This window comes from Flavipsychrobacter stenotrophus (assembly GCF_002954265.1).
GTDB lineage: Bacteria > Bacteroidota > Bacteroidia > Chitinophagales > Chitinophagaceae > Flavipsychrobacter > Flavipsychrobacter stenotrophus.
Genome location: NZ_PPSL01000002.1, coordinates 78,435 through 97,526, shown reverse-complemented (window position 1 = coordinate 97,526; position 19,092 = coordinate 78,435). Strand labels below are relative to the sequence as shown.

Genomic DNA, 19,092 nt, shown 5'->3' with positions numbered 1-19,092 from the left:
ACTTTTTATCAATGGAAGACGCTAATAGGGGAAGCAGTGTAGAACCTAAATTGGAGCAGCATCAACTGGCGCACTCATATGGTCTGTTTGATCAGCTAGTCCAGCCTGTCTTTGTTTTATCGGCAACTATAGGATTACTGTATAACAATGCAGCGGCCAGTGCTTACGCAGAAAAATTTGTCAGGCATTGCAGCCAGCCGGCTTTCCAGAAATACTTCGGTGGCGTATCGCCGTCAAAAGATAGTTTTACTTTCAGACATGTTCAACGGGTATTTAGTTGCTCCATTTCTGTGGCTAACACCGGCGACTTTGTAGTTATACTTAATGATATCACACCATTAAAGCGCGAACTAGATAAACGGGAAGACCGCATATTTTTTTATGAAAAGGTGCTCAATAATGTACCGGTCGATCTTGTCATTTTTAATGATGAACATAAATACCTATTCGTGAATCGGTTTGCTATTAAAAATGACAAGGTGAGGAAGTGGATTATTGGCAAGGATGATTTTGAATACGTGAAGGAAAGGAATATGCCGGTAGAAATAGCTCAACGCAGAAGGGCTTACTTCGATAAATGCGTTACCGAAAACAGTACAGTTGAAACGGAAGACGAAACTGTAGGGGTAGGTAATAACCGGAAAACAACCCTAAGGAGATTCTCGCCGATACACGACAAAAACGGGGAATTGCTATTCATACTTGGTTTCGGTATAGATATTACCGATCGTAAGATCATGGAGACAGAGATCCAGTATTCTGAAAGAAAATACCGGGAATTATTTTTCAACAACACTGTCGGTGTTTTCACTGCAACTATTCTTGGTGGAGTAATAACGTACAATAAAGAAATTGAGAGGATACTGGATGCGATCGAGGTTGACCGTCAGTATAATATCATGTCTTTTTTGAAAGACGAAGATAAAAAGGTCATCAGCGGCACGCTAAAACAGAAAGGACGCGTAGTAAACTTTGAATCTCCAATTACTACGCTCTTAGGTGAGTCTAAAACCATATTATTAAATATGGTGATTGTCGACTCTCCACAGGAGGGTAGGTATATACTCGGAACGATAATAGATGTTACCGAGCAGGTCTTGACTCGTCTGGAGTTAGAAAGTAGTGAAGCGCGTTATCGGTCTATTTTTGAGGGCTCTCTCGATATTATCATTACCATAGGGAATGATGCAAATGTTTCCTTCCACAGTTTTTCCTTTTCGTCGGTGCTCGGCTATGAAAATAGTTTGTTGATCAACGCACCAATAGCGGAGTTCCTTACAGAAGAATCTGTGGTTAAATTCAACGCCGTTTTTGAAGAAGTGCTGAAAGGGGAGTATATGCGCGACGTGGAGTTGGAGTTTATTCACTGCGATGGCAGCATCTTAGTGTTGGAAGGAAGCATTTCTCCTTCTCCGAATATTGATGGTAGAATTGGCGGACAGGCGTTCTTCAGAGACATTACTTTGAAAAGAGAGCAGGAACGATCAATAAAGAGATCACTGGCCGAGAAGGAGATGTTGCTGAAGGAGGTGCACCATAGGGTCAAAAATAATCTTACGGTCATTTACAGTTTGTTGGAGATGGCGTCTATGAATTCTGATAATGAAGCCTTTAAACAGGTATTCGCATCTAGTCAATCCAGGGTTAGGTCTATGGCTATGGTGCACGAAAATCTTTACCAGACCAATGTCTTTTCTGAATTAGACATTGTAGCTTATTCCAATCAATTGTTTAAAGAAATTTCGGCTATTTATAACCTTGATCACAAGTCAGTATTCTTCTCAACAACCAACGACCTGATACTTATCGATATTGATCACGCTATTACTATTGGCCTCATTCTCAATGAATTGATCATCAATTTCTATAAATACGTTTATCCGGTTACAGTCAGTCCTGCTCTATCATTGAGCTATGGTCAAACAGAATTTCTTGATGAAAAGTCAGGGAATTTAAAGCACAGAATTACCCTTATATGCCAGGATAATGGTCCGGGTCTCGATCCCTCCCGTGTTGATACGGGCAGTGGTATTGGTATGTTACTGTTGCAATTACTCAGCAAGCAACTTAAGGCAACTATAACAAGGGTCTCTGACAACGGCTTTAACTTTACGATGGTATGGAATAGCACGCATAAATAATTGGGCAGTTCCTCCTAAATTATACCTGTTACCGTTCCCCACCATTTGCTCCAGTTCCACCGCCAGTCAGTGCCATCCCATATGCCGCTGTGATCAAAGGCATGGGTCATACCAATGTTATATCCTATAAAGACTATAAGGACAGCTATAGACAAATATTTAAGTGTCTTGATTTTCAGTGTCGATAATTGCTCTATTGCTGCTGCCATTGGTAATGCGAACAGAGGGTAAAAGTCTATGTAGCACCTGTGCCCATATGCCGCGCCAAACCACCATGCCCACCAACTGGCAAAAATGTAGGTAATGACGGTAAATGTCGTCAATACATTTATGCTATTCGTTCGTCGGTCTTTATTGGCTACCAGTATCCCCACAAACGATAAAATTAGAATGGGTGAGTATAAGATCAGACCATTTTGTGTGTCAAATAATACTGCGGCAATTTTCGGTTTGTTCCAGTAAATAAAACTTTCTCCGGTATAAGAATAGCTCACCCAGCTACCGGTCATTTCTTTCCAGTAATAAAGCTGTGGCAGCAAGGGGATAATGAAGAATAGAAAGGCAGTGACAATGTCTTTGTACCGCCGCTTTAAGGTCTCTATCCGCTCACTAATGTCCCCTCTCGATACGACATTATAAAATAGAAGACTTAGAGCAATAACTATATTGGTTGGCCTTATCAATACCAGCCAACCCAACAGAAGCCCTGTATATGCTGCTGTTTTTGTTGCCGGCTTTTTATAATAGTCGTCGGCCAGCAGTAGCAACCCACATACCAGCACAAAATTGTAGATATGCGCCATGCCCATCCATCTGGTGGCGTAAAAGAAATAGTTTGTACCCAGAAGCAGGCACAATCCTGTAAGCCATGCTATTCTTTTGGTAAAGTGTCGTTGTAATAGTTTCAGCAGCATATATACCCCAACCATAGACCAGAATACCCCGCACAACATGATACCAAAATAATAGGACGTGCTAAAGCCCGATGTATCCGCACCCAGCAGGTGGGCAACTACATGTGAGCCAATAAAAAATGGCAGGTAGAAAAAAGCAACCCCGCAGGTGTATTTCATCATTACTTCGCCCTGCTCATTCTTCTTTATGTCCATGCTACGCTCAGGTACATGGTGAATGCTATGTTGAATCAAAACAGCAGGCAGGTACATATAGTACCCTTCGGTATCTGCCCATATAATACCCGGCATATTATTATGATTCCTCGCATAGGCAATTGCAAGGAATACAATGAAAAGGAATGTCAGTATGGTGCTGTCTTTTAGGTTTTTCCATACTTTTACAATACGCATAGAGGCGGGGTCTTTTACCCTAAAGATAATCGGCAATTTTTAATATTTATATAGCTGATTAATATGCGGTATTACTTATTGTGTGAATAATAAATGCAGATAAAGCGGCTGTTATTATATTTGCAACAATATGGCATTGTATTTGCTGTATCATTACTGTTATATTGTTTTTTATTTGTATTAATTCGCTGCTATGAAGAATGTCATTAGTGTATTTATAAGCTTTCTTGTGTTGGTAGCCCTTAGCTCTTGCACTAAAAAATCTGTGTCTCCCGATCATTATTATACTGTTGGCGACAGCACCTTTAGTGGAAGTTATGTTCAGCTGGGTTTTGCCGGGGCCGATTTTAATGAAAAAGATGTTTCTATTCCTACCAAAAGGAACATAGTCTGGATCAGTGACTATAAAAATATTTATAGGGGTACCGCCTTGAGCAATGACTCATTTTACCTATATGTTGTAGATAGTTTTGGTACCTATGGCTTGGGTGGAAATAGTGGGACCCAGTATGTTGCTACAGCAATTACGTTCGCCTGCAAAAACAAACAAACCGGTAATTGCAAAATAGGATCAGGTGAGATCAATAAGTTTAATCCGTTTGTTCACTATGATGCTGACGTTTCAGGTGTTGGTTTCGTCAATGTGTTTCACAATGATGATGATTTCATTCAGGGTACTATCACTTGTCCATTCTATAACAACGGCCTGGCCTACTCGGTATCCGGAAGCTTCAAGTTCTATAAGCGGTAAGCGATCACTCTTCTTTATTCTTACGTTCCCGTTTTATTGGCGATACAGACTTAACTATTGTCAGTCCTTGCCGTAGCAGTTTTTCATCTTTAACTTTTGCCATTGAGTTTGTATAAGCGTCTTTCAATAGCTGTTTTATATAAGCCTTTGGAAAAGCCGTTTTGCTTTTTACCAATAGATACCGGTACTGCTTGCCGTTACCAATAAGTACTTTTTTCGGGTCGGGCACTTCAGAGCCCCAATAAAATCCAAAATGTATATTCTTACTGGTCCTTCCTACAGCTATTGAGCAGAAAGTATGTCCTTGTTTCTCTGTGGGTGACCAGCCAAAGGCCAGCGTATTATAGTTATCATAGATCAATTCGTTGGCGGTAGGGTACAGGTCCCATACAAATTCGCGCAGCCACAACACAAGGTTGGTTATGTCGGTGCCATAAGGTTCCAGATATTGTAATAGTTCCTTGTTTTGTTCCTTGCTCATTGCACTCTAATTTGCTTGCTTAAAGTTCGTGAATATAATCAATAATAAACTATGTGTATGCACGAGGCTCCCTCTACCTTTTCCTTGCCTGTTTTAGACAACATTCCGGTTTTTATATTCCTTCTGAATACAACTATATCTCCGCTTATCTGGTTAGCAACTATCAGATACTTGCCCGATGGAGACAGCGCGAAAATTCTGGGATGGTCTCCCGTTGTAGACTGATGCCCGATTAATTTGACTAAGCCTGTTTTTTCTTCTATTTTATAGATAGCTATATTGTTCTCATCCCCTCTGTTTGACGCATAGAGAAAGCGGCCGTCTGGCGACACATGTATGTCTGCGCTACTGTGCTCCTTGGCAGCATTGTGCTTGTGTGAAGCAACCCGCTGTATACATGTGAAAGATCCATCCATATAGCGGTAGGCACTTACATATCCGGCCAGTTCCTCTATGCAATAGCAATATTTCCCATCAGGGTGAAAGGTGAAATGTCTTGGCCCGCTGCCGGGCATGGTAGGCAAGGAGGAAGGCTGTGCCTCCGTCAATGGTCGTGCGGATTGGTTATTGAATTTATAGTGCCTTATCACATCCGAGCCAAGATCCGGCAGGAAAACATGATCTTCCAACGGCGATAAAACTGCCGCATGAATGTGTGCAGCATCCTGTCGTTCTTTATTTATGCTGCTGCCATCAAACGCTATTATCTGGCTTGCGGGTGCTATGCTGCCATCCGCCAACAGGTGATAAACTGATACGCTGCCCTCAGTATAATTGGCATTGATCAGCCAGTGGTTACTTCTATCTGTTGTTACATAAACAGGGTTTTCGCCATTGCTGCTTTGTTTATTAACGAAGGTCAGTTTGCCGGTTACTTTGTCAAATACATAACTGCTCACGCTCCCCATTCCTGCTGTATGAGCCTCGGTGCAGGCATATACATATTTGCCGTTGGCAGAAACAGTCAGATATCCGGGATTAAGCACGCTATCTACCGTAGAAATATGTTTCAATGTACCGGTAACAGTGTCCAATTTAAAAACATAAATGCCCGGCTTGTCTTTGTCCCAGTTATATGACCCTGCAAATACATACTCCTGTGCCTTTATACTGCAACTGATGCATAGTAGAGTAAAAGAGAAGATTATTCTTTTTAGCCACAGGCGATTGTGCAAAATGCGAACGGACAGTTTCAATTTAAATGGCGGATTAGCTTCAAAAATAGCGATTGTGCCATTTGCAGTTGAAGAGGTCCCAATTATTTTCTTCAGTATTCGTAGCTCTTTAATACTTTCGTTACTATCAATTATGATATTGCCATGAAACCAGAGATCGTAACCCTTGCTGACAAGAAAGTGGTGGGTATACATATTTCAACTACAATAGCAGAAAACAGAACAGCTGAGCTGTGGCGGACTTTTATGCCCCGGCGCAAAGAGATAGTCAATGCGGTCAATGCCGATTTTTATTCTTTGCAGTTTTTCGATCCGTCTGCCGACTTTACAACTTTCAATCAATTTTCCGTATTTGATAAGTGGGCTGCAGTAGAAGTGTCCGATTTTGAACAGGTGCCTTCTGCCATGGATTCTTGTGTTTTACATGGGCTATATGCTGTATTCCCCTATAAAGGCATGCCTCAGGCAGTAGATCCTACTTTGCAATACATCTACGGGGCTTGGTTGCCGGCATCAGCATATGTGTTGGACAACCGGGCGCATTTTGCAGTAATGGGTAGCAAGTATAAAAATAATGACCCTGATTCTGAGGAGGACCTGTGGATACCTATCAAAAGTAAAAACTGATGAACGATAACTACGCGATCAGGCCCTTTATTGCTACAGACGTATGGGCTTATAAGGCTATGCGGTTGGAAGCGCTGCTTTATGACCCTGGTATGTTTGGTAACAGCCACGCTTTGGAAACTACATTTACAGACCAGCAGTGGATGGATAGGGTAAGTAATCCTCTGAGCTGTTGTTTTGGTTTGTATTATAACGATGAATTGATAGGTATTACTTCTATTATTGTCACCGATAAAAACAAGCCGGTCGATGCTTATATGACTCAGTCTTACATACGCAAGCCATATAGGGGTAATGGCCTTTCTCGCATGCTCTATGATGCCCGCATAGCATGGGCGGCCGCACACAATATAAAGCGATTGCTTATCGGCCACAGAGCCGGTAACATTATTTCAAAGGCTGCGAATCAGCACTACGGTTTTGTATATTCGTATAGCGAACCACGAACATGGCCCGATGGAACTACGGAAGATATGCTCTACTATCAATTGTTGTTGTAATTTTTCTGTACTCACTTATATTACAAACTATATCTTATGAAGAGGCTCTATTTTATACTTACATTCAGCATACTTACTGCCACTCTGGTGAGTTGTAGTGACGACAAGACTAACGATACTGCCACCACGCCTACACCGGTAACAGACAGCATAAAAACAAAAGTACCCGATGAATTCATAGACTTATTGTTTGCAGACCAGTCCATACAGCAATTAGATAATTTAGCGTCAGCAAGAACTATTGGTAACAAATCTATCTGGACCGATTTTCTTTCAGCCACACAGCAGGCATTGCAACATAAGAACGATGAAGCAATAGCGGCCTTTCGCCTGATCGCTGATGATAAAACGAATGAACCACGGGTAAGATTGTGGGCATGGAATGGTTTACGTAGTCTGGGTGTAAGGCCAAAGAAGGTAGAAATTCTGGGACTTATTTTAGAAGTTCCTCAGCAAGGTAGTACAGAGTTGCTTGCTATGTATGCCGATAGATCGGCTCGCTACATCAATTACTCAGGAATGGTGGTAGTATGGGAGCAACATGAACATAAGATGGATAGCCTGATGGGTGCTTCATTTAAATTAGCCGACCAAATAGTGGCTACACAGGCCCTCACTAATGAGCGGTCTCATGCCAGAACAGATAAGGTGAGATTCAGTTTCCTGACCACTGACGGGCTTATGCAGGCAGAAAAAAGCATAGAGGCACTCAACGACCCCAAAGACAATTTTACCCGCATATTTGGCAATTCCGTACAAGTGCTCAGTGAAATGGTGAATAGAGCAAAAACGACACCTAAAGAATAGGGGGCTGTTGGTTAGGGACGTTCACCTATCTATCGCAACCGTTCAATATTTACTTGTATACTTCCCCAGTTATTCCATTCATACCCCGGCACATCATTTGCAAAAAAAGACAGTTGGCCGCTTTGTGTAATTGTTATTTCTGCAGCACTGCCTATTGCAAATGCCGCACTATCATTATTGTCGTAAGTTCCGCAAAGACAAAAGCATTTCACGCCCTTTACCCGCTGTCCAAACATGTTTGCGAGCGGGTTGTAGTACCCATTCGCACCGGAAGGTATGACCATATCCACCCACCATTGCCCTTTATCGCACCATATACGGTAGACCTCCCCGGCAATCACCTCTACTTGATTTTCAGAATACACGTCGCCAGCATTCACCTTTATTATTAAGATGCTACCTATCTCTGGTTTGTGTATAACGATGTTGTCTGGCATTACTCATAAAGTTAGCATCTTTGACGGCAGCATAAGAAACAACAGATATTACATCAAAAAAAGTTCAAAAAAAGTGTGATAAAAATTTTGCAAAGAAAACTATATCCCTATCTTTGCACTCCCTTACGGAAACGGACAGGGACTTTTCTTAAAGTAATGATATCGTAGCTCAGTTGGTAGAGCAATACACTTTTAATGTATGGGTCTTGGGTTCGAGTCCCAACGATGTCACTTCTTAGAAACAGAAAGCCTCCCTTTGGGAGGCTTTCTTGTTTATACTATATTTACATAATTAGTACTGCTTCTTTAATGACTCTTCTATGAAATTCCCGCTATCTGATTTTATTGATTTTCTTTATTGGGTTAAAGACCAGACAGAATATTATTGGCAGCACTTTCCAGTAGATCAGCCCGTGGAATATGGATGCCCGGAATGGTTGCGGGGCGCGAAGTGGATAGGTATGATGGAAGATGAGATTGATTCGGTGCAGGAACGTTACTCTATAACGTTCACACCTGAGCATAGGGAGTTTCTTAGGGTTTTGCATACCATCGACAAAAAAGCCGGAGACTCTGAACATACATTCATATTTTCAAGAAACTGGTTGGAAGATGACGCCGACATTCGCTACAGGTTGGCCGCTGTTAATAATGAGATACGGGAGAAAGTTGCCAGTAACTTTTGGTTCAATTCCTGGGGTAGCAGACCCGATGATTTTGATGAGAGAATGCTTGTTTTTGACAACCAGCTAAAAAATGCTCCCAAGCTCATTCCCGTTGCAGGCCATAGATATCAGGTGGCTGATATGTCCTTAGAGAATAGGCCTGTTTTGTCAATTTTGGGTGTAGATATGGTTTATTATGGATCCGACTTCCGCTATTATCTTATTAACGAGATAGGGCAGTTCCTTAATATCAATAGCGAGGATAATGTTGCTGAAGAAGACAAAGACGACGAGTGGCTTGCGCATGTCAGAGATGAATACAAACACCTTTTTGAACCTTACGATAAAACAAAACTCCCCGATTTTCCTTTCTGGAAAAATTTCGTTCTCATCGATTGGACAAACTGGGCAAACAATACACATCTATAACCACCCTTAAAAATTAAACAACACCTTTACATTCAGCAACCTGCTGGTAAGCCTGTTAGGCACCGCGTATTGGTTATTGGTACTGTTGTCCTGTATCCATGTGTAAGAGAGGGTATTCTGTATACTCAGCAGATTAAACACCTCAAGACTGGCCCATATACTATGCAGCATATTAAAGTAGCTATGTGCCGGGTGGTTTTTGCGTTCACTATTCAGCAGTAGGGCAGAGAAGCCTATATCTACACGTTTATAGTCGGGCAGGCGAAGGGTGTTCTGGTAAAGGTGTCCTGACGGCGGACCAACCGGCAGCCCTGTTGCATACATCATATTGATGTGCACTTTAAAATTCTTGTTCTGCCTCAGGTAGTCTTCAAAATACATACCCAGCGTAAAGCGCTGGTCAGCAGGCAGCGGGAAGTAATTATTAAACCCTGCTATGCCCGCACTATCCGTTACCTTTTGTTCCCCCTTTAGAATACCTATACTTATGAAAGAGGTCGCATCCTTCACTATATCACCATACAGGCGTATCTCTCCACCATATATGCGGCCTATTGCATCATTCTTGCCTGTGTACCTTATGCGCACATTGTCGTAGAAGTAAGGATCCAGATCCCACAGATTCTTAAAATAAACCTCGCCGGTGATCCTGAACGGACGATAGTACATGTTGAAATTATAATCAACACCTGCCACCACCTGGAACGACTTCTGTGCTTTCAGGTCTTTGTTCACACTACCCGCCAGGTCACGCATTTCGCGATAGAACGGTGGCTGCTGGTAAAGGCCTGTAGAGAACTTATAAATGAGATCTCTTTTACCCGTAGGCTTATACGAAAAATTCACCCTCGGGCTTATCAGTAGCTCATTATTCAGCATGCTGTAATTGCCTCTTACACCAATGGTGGCATTAATCCTGCCCGAGTCAAAACTGATATTATCCTGCACAAACGCACTGATACGGGTGTAATTAAAATCGGCAGACGAATTATAGAAGTAGGCCATTACCAATTCATTAGGGTTATAAGGCTGGTTGAACCTCGCCGAATCCCTCCTCTGCCATTCATGTAGGTTATCGCTGATGTTGGTAGTGGTTACATTGGCGCCAAACTGAAAGAAATTCTTCTTAGCGTCGTACGATCCCCGCATCCCCACATCTGCCACGCCTACCTGCAGGTAGTTACGGGCAAAGTTCTGTATATATCCCGTCCCCAGGTAGGTTTTTATCTGCCCGAAGTCTTTCTTGCTCTGGTCGGTCTGCAACTCACCAAACAGGTATTCACCTCCTATATCATAGGTTTCATACTCTTTAGTCTGGAATGCCGATGCCAAAAACTTAAGCCGGAGCTTTGATGAATCAGGGTGATAGCTGGCAGATACACCTCCAAATCGACTGTCGAACTGGTCAAACTCGCCACCGTTATAGAACACATCCAGTTGGTAAGCCTGGTTCAGCACACCAAAGCTAGACACCTGCGACTCCGGGAAGAAGGTAAACCTGTTGCGGGCGTAGTTGCCTATGGCCTCTACCTCCCATGTGTTATTGATGCGGTAATTCAGCAACGTTTGTATGTCTGTAAACGACGGATTATAAATACCCTTTGTTGGCTGAGACTGTAATACATATTGGTTACTTTTCTGTCTTGCACCAAACAGGTAGGTAAATTTCTTGTTCTTCGAAATGCCTTCCAGGTGCAGGTTGGCACCCAGTAAGCTGGCCATTACAGATCCCGAGAACTGCGCGGGGCGCTTGTACTGTACGTCCAATACGCTACTCATCTTATCTCCATATTTCGACTGGAAACCACCTACGGAAAACGTAAGATTAGATACCAGGTCACTATTCACAAAACTCAATCCTTCCTGCTGCCCCTGCCTTACCAGGAATGGCCTGTAGATCTCAAAGTCGTTCACATACACCAGGTTCTCATCAAAGTTTCCGCCACGTACGCTATACTGAGAGGTAAGTTCATTGTGACTGCCTACCATCAATTTCAACAGACCTTCCACGCCACCCGATACATCGGGTATAAAGTTTACTTTCTGTAGTTCTATATGCACATCACCCGCTCTGTTGCGTTGCTGTTTATCTCTTACCACACCTTCCTTCAGTACATTTTCGCGGGCGCGTAGTTTTATATTTACATTTCGTATTTCTCCGCTATTCAGCGTTACGGTTCTTTTTTGCAGAAAATAACCCGGCAGGTAGTAAAAAATAGTAACAGACTTACCCGGCGGCACATCCAGCATGTAATAGCCTTTAGTGTTAGATCGCACACTGTATTGGGTGGCAGAGTCAATGACTCCCACACCTTCAACTATTTTACCAGAATCATTTTTGATAATACCATCTACTACTGCCTGCTGCGCACGTGCGCAGACAGATAATATCATGACCACTAATAATAAACCTAACCGCCTTAACTGCATACTAGTTTCCTAAACGTACCGGAACTGATTTTATTTCCCTATCTCTTTCAACTTTTTGATCGTATCTGCCGGATCGGGAGATGAAAATACAGTATTTCCTGCTACCAGCACATCAGCCCCATCCTTTATAAGCAAGCCTGCGTTCTGTAGCGTTACACCGCCATCTATTTCTATAAGGGTGCTGGCACCACGTTCTACTATCATTTGTTTCAGCGTGCGGATTTTATGGTAAGTACGCTCAATAAACTTCTGTCCGCCAAAGCCTGGGTTTACGCTCATCAGGCATACCACGTCTATGTCTTCTATAAGGTCTGCCAGCAGTTCTATAGGTGTGTGCGGATTCATAGCCACACCAGCCTTCATGCCATTAGCTTTAATGATCTGCAGGTTGCGGTGCAGGTGGGTCGATGCTTCATAATGTACGCTCAGCACATCTGCTCCTGCCTTAGCAAACCCCTCAATATACTTTTCAGGCTCTACTATCATCAGGTGCACGTCAAATGTCTTTTTTGCCTTCGCCTTCATAGCCGCTATCACGGGCATACCAAAGGTTATATTAGGCACAAAGCGACCGTCCATCACATCCAGGTGAAACCAGTCAGCCTCGCTGTTGTTGATCATGTTGATGTCTGCTTCCATGTTAAGGAAGTTAGCCGATAAAATAGAAGGGGCTATTAATGCCATTGGTATTGTTGTTTTTGTTTATTTACTATTTGTATTATGATTGCAACATATCAAAAGCAAATCGCCACAAAAAAGCGGGTCATTGCGAGGAACGAAGCAATCTAGTATCAGGACGTACTTGTTTTGGGTCATCCTAATAATCTCCATTGTGATGGTGAGCTTGTCGAACCAGCATCCGGCCCTTACCCTTTCACCTTCAACCTTGCTAACGCCACTTTCGGGCTCTTATACCCTGTGTCCAGCTTCACAGCTATTCTATAGTCGTTGATCGCATCCGGCATCTTGTTCATCATTTCATTACACACACCCCGGTCATAGTATGCTGTCGGATTATCCGGCTGCAACTTCACAGCTATGTCGTAAAAGCTGAATGACTTCGTTATAGAGTCCTGTTGCATCAGTATATAACCCATGTTAAAGTAAGCATCTACAAAATGCGTATTCTTAATGATACACTTTCTGAAGATAGCCTTGGCACTGTCATAAAAGTTGTGGTTTTGCAGATACACCCCACGCGCATACATCGGGAATACATCCGAGCTGTCCATCTTATAAGCAGTTTCCAGGTACTTTACTGCCATTGGGTCGTTTTTAGCACTGTATAACAGCCCCAGTTGTATCAAGGCCTCTTTATAATCAGGTGCTACCTCCAGCGTTGTCTGGAATGCAGAGATCGCTTTTACTGTGTCCTTACTATCCTGGTACACCATCCCCTTAAGAAAGTAGGCTTCAGGATTATAAATATCTTTACGCAACACAATATTCACCTGTTCTATAGCCTTTGTATAGTCCTTAATGTATAGGAATAGCTTGGCTATCTTCAGGCGGGCCTTAGGGTCTGCAGGGTTTTTGGTTATCGCTTTTTGCAACCAGTCTACCGATCCGTCCAGGTCCTTATTTTCAAACAACAGATCACCTACCGCGCTATAATACACCGCATTATTAGTGTCCAATGAAGACGCCATCTTGAAATCATTCAGCGCAAGGGTGTCTTGTTTCAGCTTTACAAGCATCTTTCCACGGCTGTAATAAAGACCGGGATCCTTGGGACTTTTACTTATAGATAGCGTGATCTCTTTAAGTGCCGGATCGCTGTTAAAGAAAGGATTAGATACCAGCGATTTTGTGGGGTCTACACAACCAAAAAAAAGCAAAACCCCGAATAGGATAGGTAAAAATTTAGTCCAGTTGCTTTTCATGGTGCAAACTTATTAAAAATTGAAGATACTAATGAGGAAATTGCCTTGGTACCGGCACATATACCCTCATACTTTAACTGTTTGCATACTTTTATCGCGCATATATCGAATCCATCATTTGTTTCGCCGCTTGCGGGCGATAATGGTAGATCTCATAATAATTATGAACGTCATTCGTAATATTATTGATTCCTGCAAAATCATAAACACTACCTGCTCCGAATATGTTCTGAAGTATTCTCAGGTCCGAAGGTGCAAGCTTTATCTGGTTGTACAGGGGGCTGATCACTATTTTGTAGTTAGTACCTTTCTTGTTCAGTATTGCTTTTATGTTGCGCAGCATTACCATTTGGGTGTCTCCTATCGCAGGTTGTCCATATTGCTGTGTGGTGTCCCGCTTATAGAACATGTCTTTGTTCACCTGGTAATAATTTTTCTTGCCATATATTATTTTTTCGTTGGCATAGACCTGTATGGTTTCATTTCGTTTTACATCGTACTTAATATAGGTGCGGTAGAGCAGTTGTTGTCGGCGCATGTACTTTTTTACCTCTCCTGTCGCCAGCCAGTCGCAGTATGCGTAAAGAAATTTATAGTTGAAAAAGGCTTTCACATAGTTTAGCTGGAAACGAATGGCGCTCTCTCCCGACGTGATCGGATCTTTAGTAACTGTATATCTGGGGTCATTGCTAACTTTCGATAGCAACTTTGCATCTATAATTAATAGCAGGTTCTTGATCGGTTTCCCTTGTTTATCCAGATACTTAAGTTTCTTCTCTACGCCGTATAGCGACTCAAATATGGCATTAAAGTGGTAGGTATTGGTATCGTGTATATGCCCTTCCCAATCTTTCATCTCAAAATACCCCGATCTCGATCCGCCCATTATATAGGAATCGTATTGGTATTTGCTGAAATTATTGATGAGTGTACGCGTAGAAACGAAATCACTGTTGTAATCAAATACTACCGATGAATCGTCCTTTTTATAATAAGCGTCGTAGTGATACAGCACCTTAAATGGGTCTTTCCAAACGTACAGCAGCAGCACCGCCAGTATGGGCGATGAGATCAGCAGTAGTTTTAGGAATAACTTCTTCATTGTTGCCAGTTAAAATTGAAAGTAAATGAATTGTTTGTTATCGTACACGCCAAAGAAGGTAAGGAGTATGAGTCCGGTAAAATATAGGGTCCATCTTATGGCTGCAGGTCGTTGGCTAAATGTATTCTGCAGATCATATTTTATCTTCAATAGATGAGCCATTTCCATAAGTACGATCAGCGCAAATACGGGCAGCAATACCGATCTGAATTGTGGCAGATGTGTAAACCCCAGTTTGCCGGTTGATAAAAACAATCCTATTTCACGTGGAAGGTCCTTCAATTTCTTAATAAAATACCAGGCATCATCCATATTCTTTCCCCTGAAAAAAATGCGAGCAAAGGCAGTAAGCGAAAATGTGATGACTATGTCAAGCCCATGATCCAACCATTTAACGCTGCTGATGCCAACAGTATCATTAATGCGTTTCCTTAATTTCTTCGTCATGTGTCCCACTATCATATAAGCCCCTTGCAGCAAGCCCCATATAATAAACAACCAGCCGGCCCCATGCCATAGGCCACTCAGCAGGCATACAAAAAAGAGGTTTCTGTATGTTTTGAAATTGCCTTCTTTATTGCCGCCAAGCGGCAGGTACACATAATCTCTGAACCAGCTGGATAATGAAATATGCCACCTGCGCCAGAACTCAGATACTGTGCGCGCATGAAATGGCATGTTGAAGTTGGTCATCAGTTTAAACCCCATTACCCTGGCCGATCCTATGGCAATATCTGAATAGGCCGAAAAATCGCAGAACACTTGCACATGAAAAAGGGCAACACCCATGTATAGCCCCAGTGCCGAATAGGCATGAGGATGGTTAAAGATAGGATCAGTAACGGTCCCAATTCTATCTGCTATCACCACCTTTTTTATTAATCCCCACAACATTAATCTCAGCCCCGCCACAATGCGCTCATACTCCGGGTTATGTACCTCTCTGAATTGGTGAAGTAGGTTTTGTGGCCTTTCTATGGGACCTGCTACCAGCTGCGGGTAAAACATTACATAGAGCGCATAAATACCAAGGTGACGTTCGGCTGGTTGATTACCACGGTACACTTCTATGGTATAGCTCATCGCCTGAAAGGTGTGGAACGACAACCCTATAGGTAAAATTATGTTGAGTAACGGTATGTAACTCTTCATGCCTGCAGCAGCGAACATTGCATCCACATTGCCAATAAAAAAATTATAGTATTTGAACACACACAATACGCCCACATTGGCTACAATGCTCAATATAAGCCATCGCTTTCGCCGCGCTGGGTCTGTTGCCGATTCAATGAGTATACCCGCCGCGTAATCAATACCAATAGTAAGAAATAGAATAAGGATATAGACCGGCACGAAGTACATGTAAAACACGCAACTGGCCACCAGTAAATGCAACCACCTGAACCTATGCGGCAGCAAAAAATAGATAAGCGTAACAACCGGGAAAAAGAATATGAAGTCTAAGGAATTGAAAAGCATAGCCTAACCGGTTATCATTACCAGTCCGAAAGTAATAATTATAAATTAAATGAAGTTTTTGCTACTCGGTTTTTCATTCCAAATGCGATTGGTTTGTCACATTGGTACAGCTTATTATTCTTTCTTTTGCGCTATTACTACAAAGTCCGCAGTCTTGCTGTCACCGGTCATATATTTCTATTATCGAGGCGTTTTCTTTACCTATAGTGTTGCAAAATCTATCAAGTGTCTCATGGTATAAACTCACATCCATGAATTTGTCTTGATATACATCAGCCATCTTGTTAAAGATAGCAACTGCTTTTTGTGTATTGTCCATACTTTATGAAAGATATTGCTACACAAGTTACCAATTGTTGTCGTTTTAGAAAATGGCGATAAGCCTAAAACAGAAACCGGTCAACTGTATCACAGTTGACCGGTTTTATTACTTGTCTTTTCCTTTAATTCTTCGATATCATTCCAGATAATGGGTTGCGCAGATTACTGTACTCCATCAGGTCTATTTTTACCGACCCTATCAATATCGGGCTTTCAACTCTCACAGGTATATGATTAGGGTCATCACTAAGCCATATGGTCATTTTTTCTCCGCCTTTAAATATGGTTCCTTTTATCAGCAAGGGAACTATTTTAATGGCATTGAAGGTGCCCATTTTCGTTGTTATCTGCTCTTTGCCAAGGTATTTTACATACAGATTGTACACCTGGTTGTCGAGGAACATATCAAATGAAATTTTGTCACCCGGTTTGTGTCCGTTGTAGTTAATGTTGCGTGCAAAGTACATGGCCGACAAAACGTCTTGCGTACAATCGGGTATGGCAAAGGCCTTATTATCTGTAGTGGCCTGCTTGTTCCTGTGATCAAATTTTACATCGTTGATGAACTTCATACCACCTTCGTTTACATGCCTTACAAACCGCATAGGCAGCATGGTCTGGCGGTCTATGTAACTTTCATAGGTGTCCAGTACTTTATAAAACCATTCAAATGAATTGGCGGTTTTTCCTATGCCGGTTATGTGGTACGCTTTACGGTTCGAAACATTTTCAACACTGGTGGTAAACTGCGCACTCCCGGCATTTATCCAGACAAAGCTCATATTGTAAAAAACCTTGAAGGTTAGTTTCTCTCCTTCCTGAAAACTGGTATTGGCCGCAAGGCACTGTGCCTGCGCGGTCGAAAATAATGGCGAACTTACTGTTATAAGCAGTATTCCTGAAATGGTTAATATTTTGTATATGATGTGCTCTTTTTTCATGTTCACGTTGTTCTTACTTAGTGTAAGACAAATATTGTGCCGTAAAAAATGTATGTCTATACTGTCAATACTTCGTATATTGTCTCTGCCTGAATTTAATATAGCCGCAAAGCTAATTTCGGTATTTTTGTTAATAACTTATTATATCTCTTTTTTGAAAGAACCTACTCAGATAATTTTAGGCATAGATCCGGGAACACTCGTAATGGGGTACGGGCTCATAGCCGTAAGTAAAAATACTATTTCACTTGTGGAAATGGGGGTACTAAAGCTTTCATCTAAAGAAGATCATTCCGAGCGGTTGCATCTCATTTTTAAGAAGACAGATGCGCTGATAAAGTTGCACCGCCCGCTTGCGGTGGCTATTGAGGCACCATTTTTTGGCAAAAATGTTCAAAGTATGCTAAAGCTGGGTAGGGCACAGGGGGTGGCAATTGCTGCGGCTATGGCCAATGGGTTGCAGGCAACAGAATATGCACCACGTAAGATCAAGCAGTCTGTCACCGGTAGGGGCAATGCTTCTAAAGAGCAGGTTTGGCAAATGTTGCAGGCCACGCTCAAATTTACTGAGGAAGATCCCTACATGGATGCTACAGACGCTGTGGCTGTTGCCCTTTGCCATCATTACCAATTGCGCTCTCCGCTTCCGTTAATACCGGTTGCCACTAAAGCGAAAGTTAAAAAAAATAATAGCTGGGAAGCATTTATATCCAATAACCCTGAACGGATTAAATAGTTTGTTTTTCGTTATTTGTCAATATTTTACAAATAAAATCCAAGAAGTGTTATATTAGCACTAGAATTAAAATTAGCCTACTTATTTATGTCACAACCGAAAGTTAAAATACTGCTTGTTGAGGATGATCCCGTGCTTGGATTTGTAGTGAAAGATTTTCTGCAAAAACAGAACTATGAGGTAACACATTGTACTGATAGTGATACCGCATGGCAGCAGTTTATGAAAAACATTTACGACATCTGCTTGCTTGACGTAATGTTGCCCGGCAAGAAAGATGGCATAGAGCTGGCTAATAACATACGCAAAAAAAATGAAAATATACCTATCATGATGCTTACTTCAAAAGGTATGGATGATGATAAGTTGGCTGGTTTCGAAGTAGGGGCCGATGATTATGTTATTAAGCCTTACAATATGCATGAAGTGCTGAAAAGAATACAGGTATTCCTTAAGCGCAGCAAAAAGAAAGACCAGGAAGGTCCTGCTTTCTTCAAAATTGGTACACTCGATTTCGATTATGCTAACCTCACTTTAATGAACGATACAGAGCAGCATCAGTTAACTCAAAGAGAAGCCGATCTGTTTAGATATTTATGCATGAATGCAAACAGGGTATTAAAAAGAGACGAGATACTCATGAACGTGTGGGGTAAAGATGACTACTTCCTCGGCCGCAGTATGGATGTATTCATAACCAAAGTGCGTAAATATCTTAAAAATCAGACCGAAGCTAAACTACAGACCATTCATGGTATCGGCTTTAAGTTTGTCTTCAACGCAGCTGAAGCTGAAGTAGAATAGAAATTCAAACCTCAACCATATTATCACAGGCGCTATCATAGCGCCTGTTTTTGTTTATATGCTTTTCAGTTGTAAA

At 41.9% G+C, this 19,092-nt stretch carries 18 protein-coding genes and 1 tRNA gene; 9 read left to right on the top strand and 10 right to left on the bottom strand.

The window, feature by feature from the left end; translation table 11 throughout:
• Window positions 1-11: 11 nt before the first annotated feature.
• Window positions 12-2,141, top strand: a complete 2,130-nt coding sequence (locus CJD36_RS05555; protein ID WP_105038149.1) for a PAS domain-containing sensor histidine kinase — start codon at window positions 12-14, stop codon at window positions 2,139-2,141.
• A gap of 14 nt (window positions 2,142-2,155) precedes the next feature.
• Here CJD36_RS05555 and CJD36_RS05550 read toward each other — a convergent pair whose 3' ends face one another.
• Window positions 2,156-3,448 (bottom strand): glycosyltransferase family 39 protein, encoded by a 1,293-nt coding sequence (locus tag CJD36_RS05550; RefSeq protein ID WP_105038148.1) that lies wholly within the window; start codon window positions 3,446-3,448, stop codon window positions 2,156-2,158.
• Between the two features lie 193 nt (window positions 3,449-3,641).
• On the opposite strand from CJD36_RS05550, the gene CJD36_RS05545 reads away from it, so the two are divergent.
• Window positions 3,642-4,199, top strand: coding sequence for a hypothetical protein (locus CJD36_RS05545; protein ID WP_105038147.1), 558 nt, complete (start codon window positions 3,642-3,644; stop codon window positions 4,197-4,199).
• Between the two features lie 4 nt (window positions 4,200-4,203).
• Here CJD36_RS05545 and CJD36_RS05540 read toward each other — a convergent pair whose 3' ends face one another.
• Both CJD36_RS05540 and CJD36_RS05535 read right to left on the bottom strand, forming a co-directional pair.
• Entirely contained in the window at window positions 4,204-4,680 is a 477-nt protein-coding gene (locus CJD36_RS05540) for a DUF1801 domain-containing protein (protein WP_105038146.1), read from the bottom strand.
• A 38-nt stretch (window positions 4,681-4,718) separates the two neighbouring features.
• Window positions 4,719-5,855 (bottom strand): lactonase family protein, encoded by a 1,137-nt coding sequence (locus CJD36_RS05535; protein WP_205685563.1) that lies wholly within the window; start codon window positions 5,853-5,855, stop codon window positions 4,719-4,721.
• Between the two features lie 144 nt (window positions 5,856-5,999).
• On the opposite strand from CJD36_RS05535, the gene CJD36_RS05530 reads away from it, so the two are divergent.
• From CJD36_RS05530 to CJD36_RS05520, 3 genes are read left to right on the top strand one after another with little or no spacing between them, the layout of a single operon-like run.
• Window positions 6,000-6,482 carry a GyrI-like domain-containing protein gene (locus CJD36_RS05530; protein ID WP_105039023.1) on the top strand — a complete coding sequence of 161 codons (483 nt, stop codon included), beginning with the start codon at window positions 6,000-6,002 and terminating at the stop codon, window positions 6,480-6,482.
• Window positions 6,482-6,982 (top strand): GNAT family N-acetyltransferase, encoded by a 501-nt coding sequence (locus CJD36_RS05525; protein WP_105038144.1) that lies wholly within the window; start codon window positions 6,482-6,484, stop codon window positions 6,980-6,982. The genes CJD36_RS05530 and CJD36_RS05525 overlap by 1 nt, the downstream gene beginning before the upstream one ends.
• Before the next feature lie 36 nt (window positions 6,983-7,018).
• Window positions 7,019-7,789 carry a hypothetical protein gene (locus tag CJD36_RS05520; protein WP_105038143.1) on the top strand — a complete coding sequence of 257 codons (771 nt, stop codon included), beginning with the start codon at window positions 7,019-7,021 and terminating at the stop codon, window positions 7,787-7,789.
• Between the two features lie 29 nt (window positions 7,790-7,818).
• Here CJD36_RS05520 and CJD36_RS05515 read toward each other — a convergent pair whose 3' ends face one another.
• Window positions 7,819-8,226, bottom strand: coding sequence for a hypothetical protein (locus CJD36_RS05515; protein WP_105038142.1), 408 nt, complete (start codon window positions 8,224-8,226; stop codon window positions 7,819-7,821).
• A 158-nt stretch (window positions 8,227-8,384) separates the two neighbouring features.
• Here CJD36_RS05515 and CJD36_RS05510 point away from each other — a divergent pair.
• Together CJD36_RS05510 and CJD36_RS05505 are read left to right on the top strand one after the other, a co-directional pair.
• A tRNA-Lys gene (locus tag CJD36_RS05510) sits at window positions 8,385-8,457 on the top strand.
• An 89-nt stretch (window positions 8,458-8,546) separates the two neighbouring features.
• Complete coding sequence (locus CJD36_RS05505) at window positions 8,547-9,320, top strand: hypothetical protein (protein WP_105038141.1); 774 nt, start codon at window positions 8,547-8,549, stop codon at window positions 9,318-9,320.
• 6 nt (window positions 9,321-9,326) lie between these two features.
• Here the strand turns inward: CJD36_RS05505 and CJD36_RS05500 are convergent, their stop codons facing one another.
• The 6 genes from CJD36_RS05500 to CJD36_RS05475 form a co-directional block, all read right to left on the bottom strand.
• Window positions 9,327-11,714: a TonB-dependent receptor gene (locus CJD36_RS05500; RefSeq protein ID WP_105038140.1), complete on the bottom strand. Its 2,388-nt coding sequence runs from the start codon at window positions 11,712-11,714 to the stop codon at window positions 9,327-9,329.
• A 66-nt stretch (window positions 11,715-11,780) separates the two neighbouring features.
• Window positions 11,781-12,434 carry a ribulose-phosphate 3-epimerase gene (gene rpe / locus CJD36_RS05495; RefSeq protein ID WP_205685562.1) on the bottom strand — a complete coding sequence of 218 codons (654 nt, stop codon included), beginning with the start codon at window positions 12,432-12,434 and terminating at the stop codon, window positions 11,781-11,783.
• Window positions 12,435-12,616: 182 nt separating this feature from the next.
• Complete coding sequence (locus tag CJD36_RS05490; RefSeq protein ID WP_105038138.1) at window positions 12,617-13,633, bottom strand: tetratricopeptide repeat protein; 1,017 nt, start codon at window positions 13,631-13,633, stop codon at window positions 12,617-12,619.
• A 91-nt stretch (window positions 13,634-13,724) separates the two neighbouring features.
• Window positions 13,725-14,735 (bottom strand): hypothetical protein, encoded by a 1,011-nt coding sequence (locus tag CJD36_RS05485; RefSeq protein WP_105038137.1) that lies wholly within the window; start codon window positions 14,733-14,735, stop codon window positions 13,725-13,727.
• A gap of 9 nt (window positions 14,736-14,744) precedes the next feature.
• Complete coding sequence (locus tag CJD36_RS05480) at window positions 14,745-16,214, bottom strand: MBOAT family O-acyltransferase (RefSeq protein WP_105038136.1); 1,470 nt, start codon at window positions 16,212-16,214, stop codon at window positions 14,745-14,747.
• 443 nt (window positions 16,215-16,657) lie between these two features.
• Window positions 16,658-17,476: a DUF3108 domain-containing protein gene (locus CJD36_RS05475; RefSeq protein WP_105038135.1), complete on the bottom strand. Its 819-nt coding sequence runs from the start codon at window positions 17,474-17,476 to the stop codon at window positions 16,658-16,660.
• Window positions 17,477-17,630: 154 nt separating this feature from the next.
• Here CJD36_RS05475 and ruvC point away from each other — a divergent pair, with 154 nt between their 5' ends.
• On the top strand, window positions 17,631-18,212 hold the full coding sequence (ruvC, locus tag CJD36_RS05470; protein WP_240609305.1) for a crossover junction endodeoxyribonuclease RuvC: 582 nt from the start codon (window positions 17,631-17,633) through the stop codon (window positions 18,210-18,212).
• Window positions 18,213-18,299: 87 nt separating this feature from the next.
• Window positions 18,300-19,016: a response regulator transcription factor gene (locus tag CJD36_RS05465; RefSeq protein WP_105038133.1), complete on the top strand. Its 717-nt coding sequence runs from the start codon at window positions 18,300-18,302 to the stop codon at window positions 19,014-19,016.
• The last annotated feature ends 76 nt before the right edge of the window (window positions 19,017-19,092 follow it).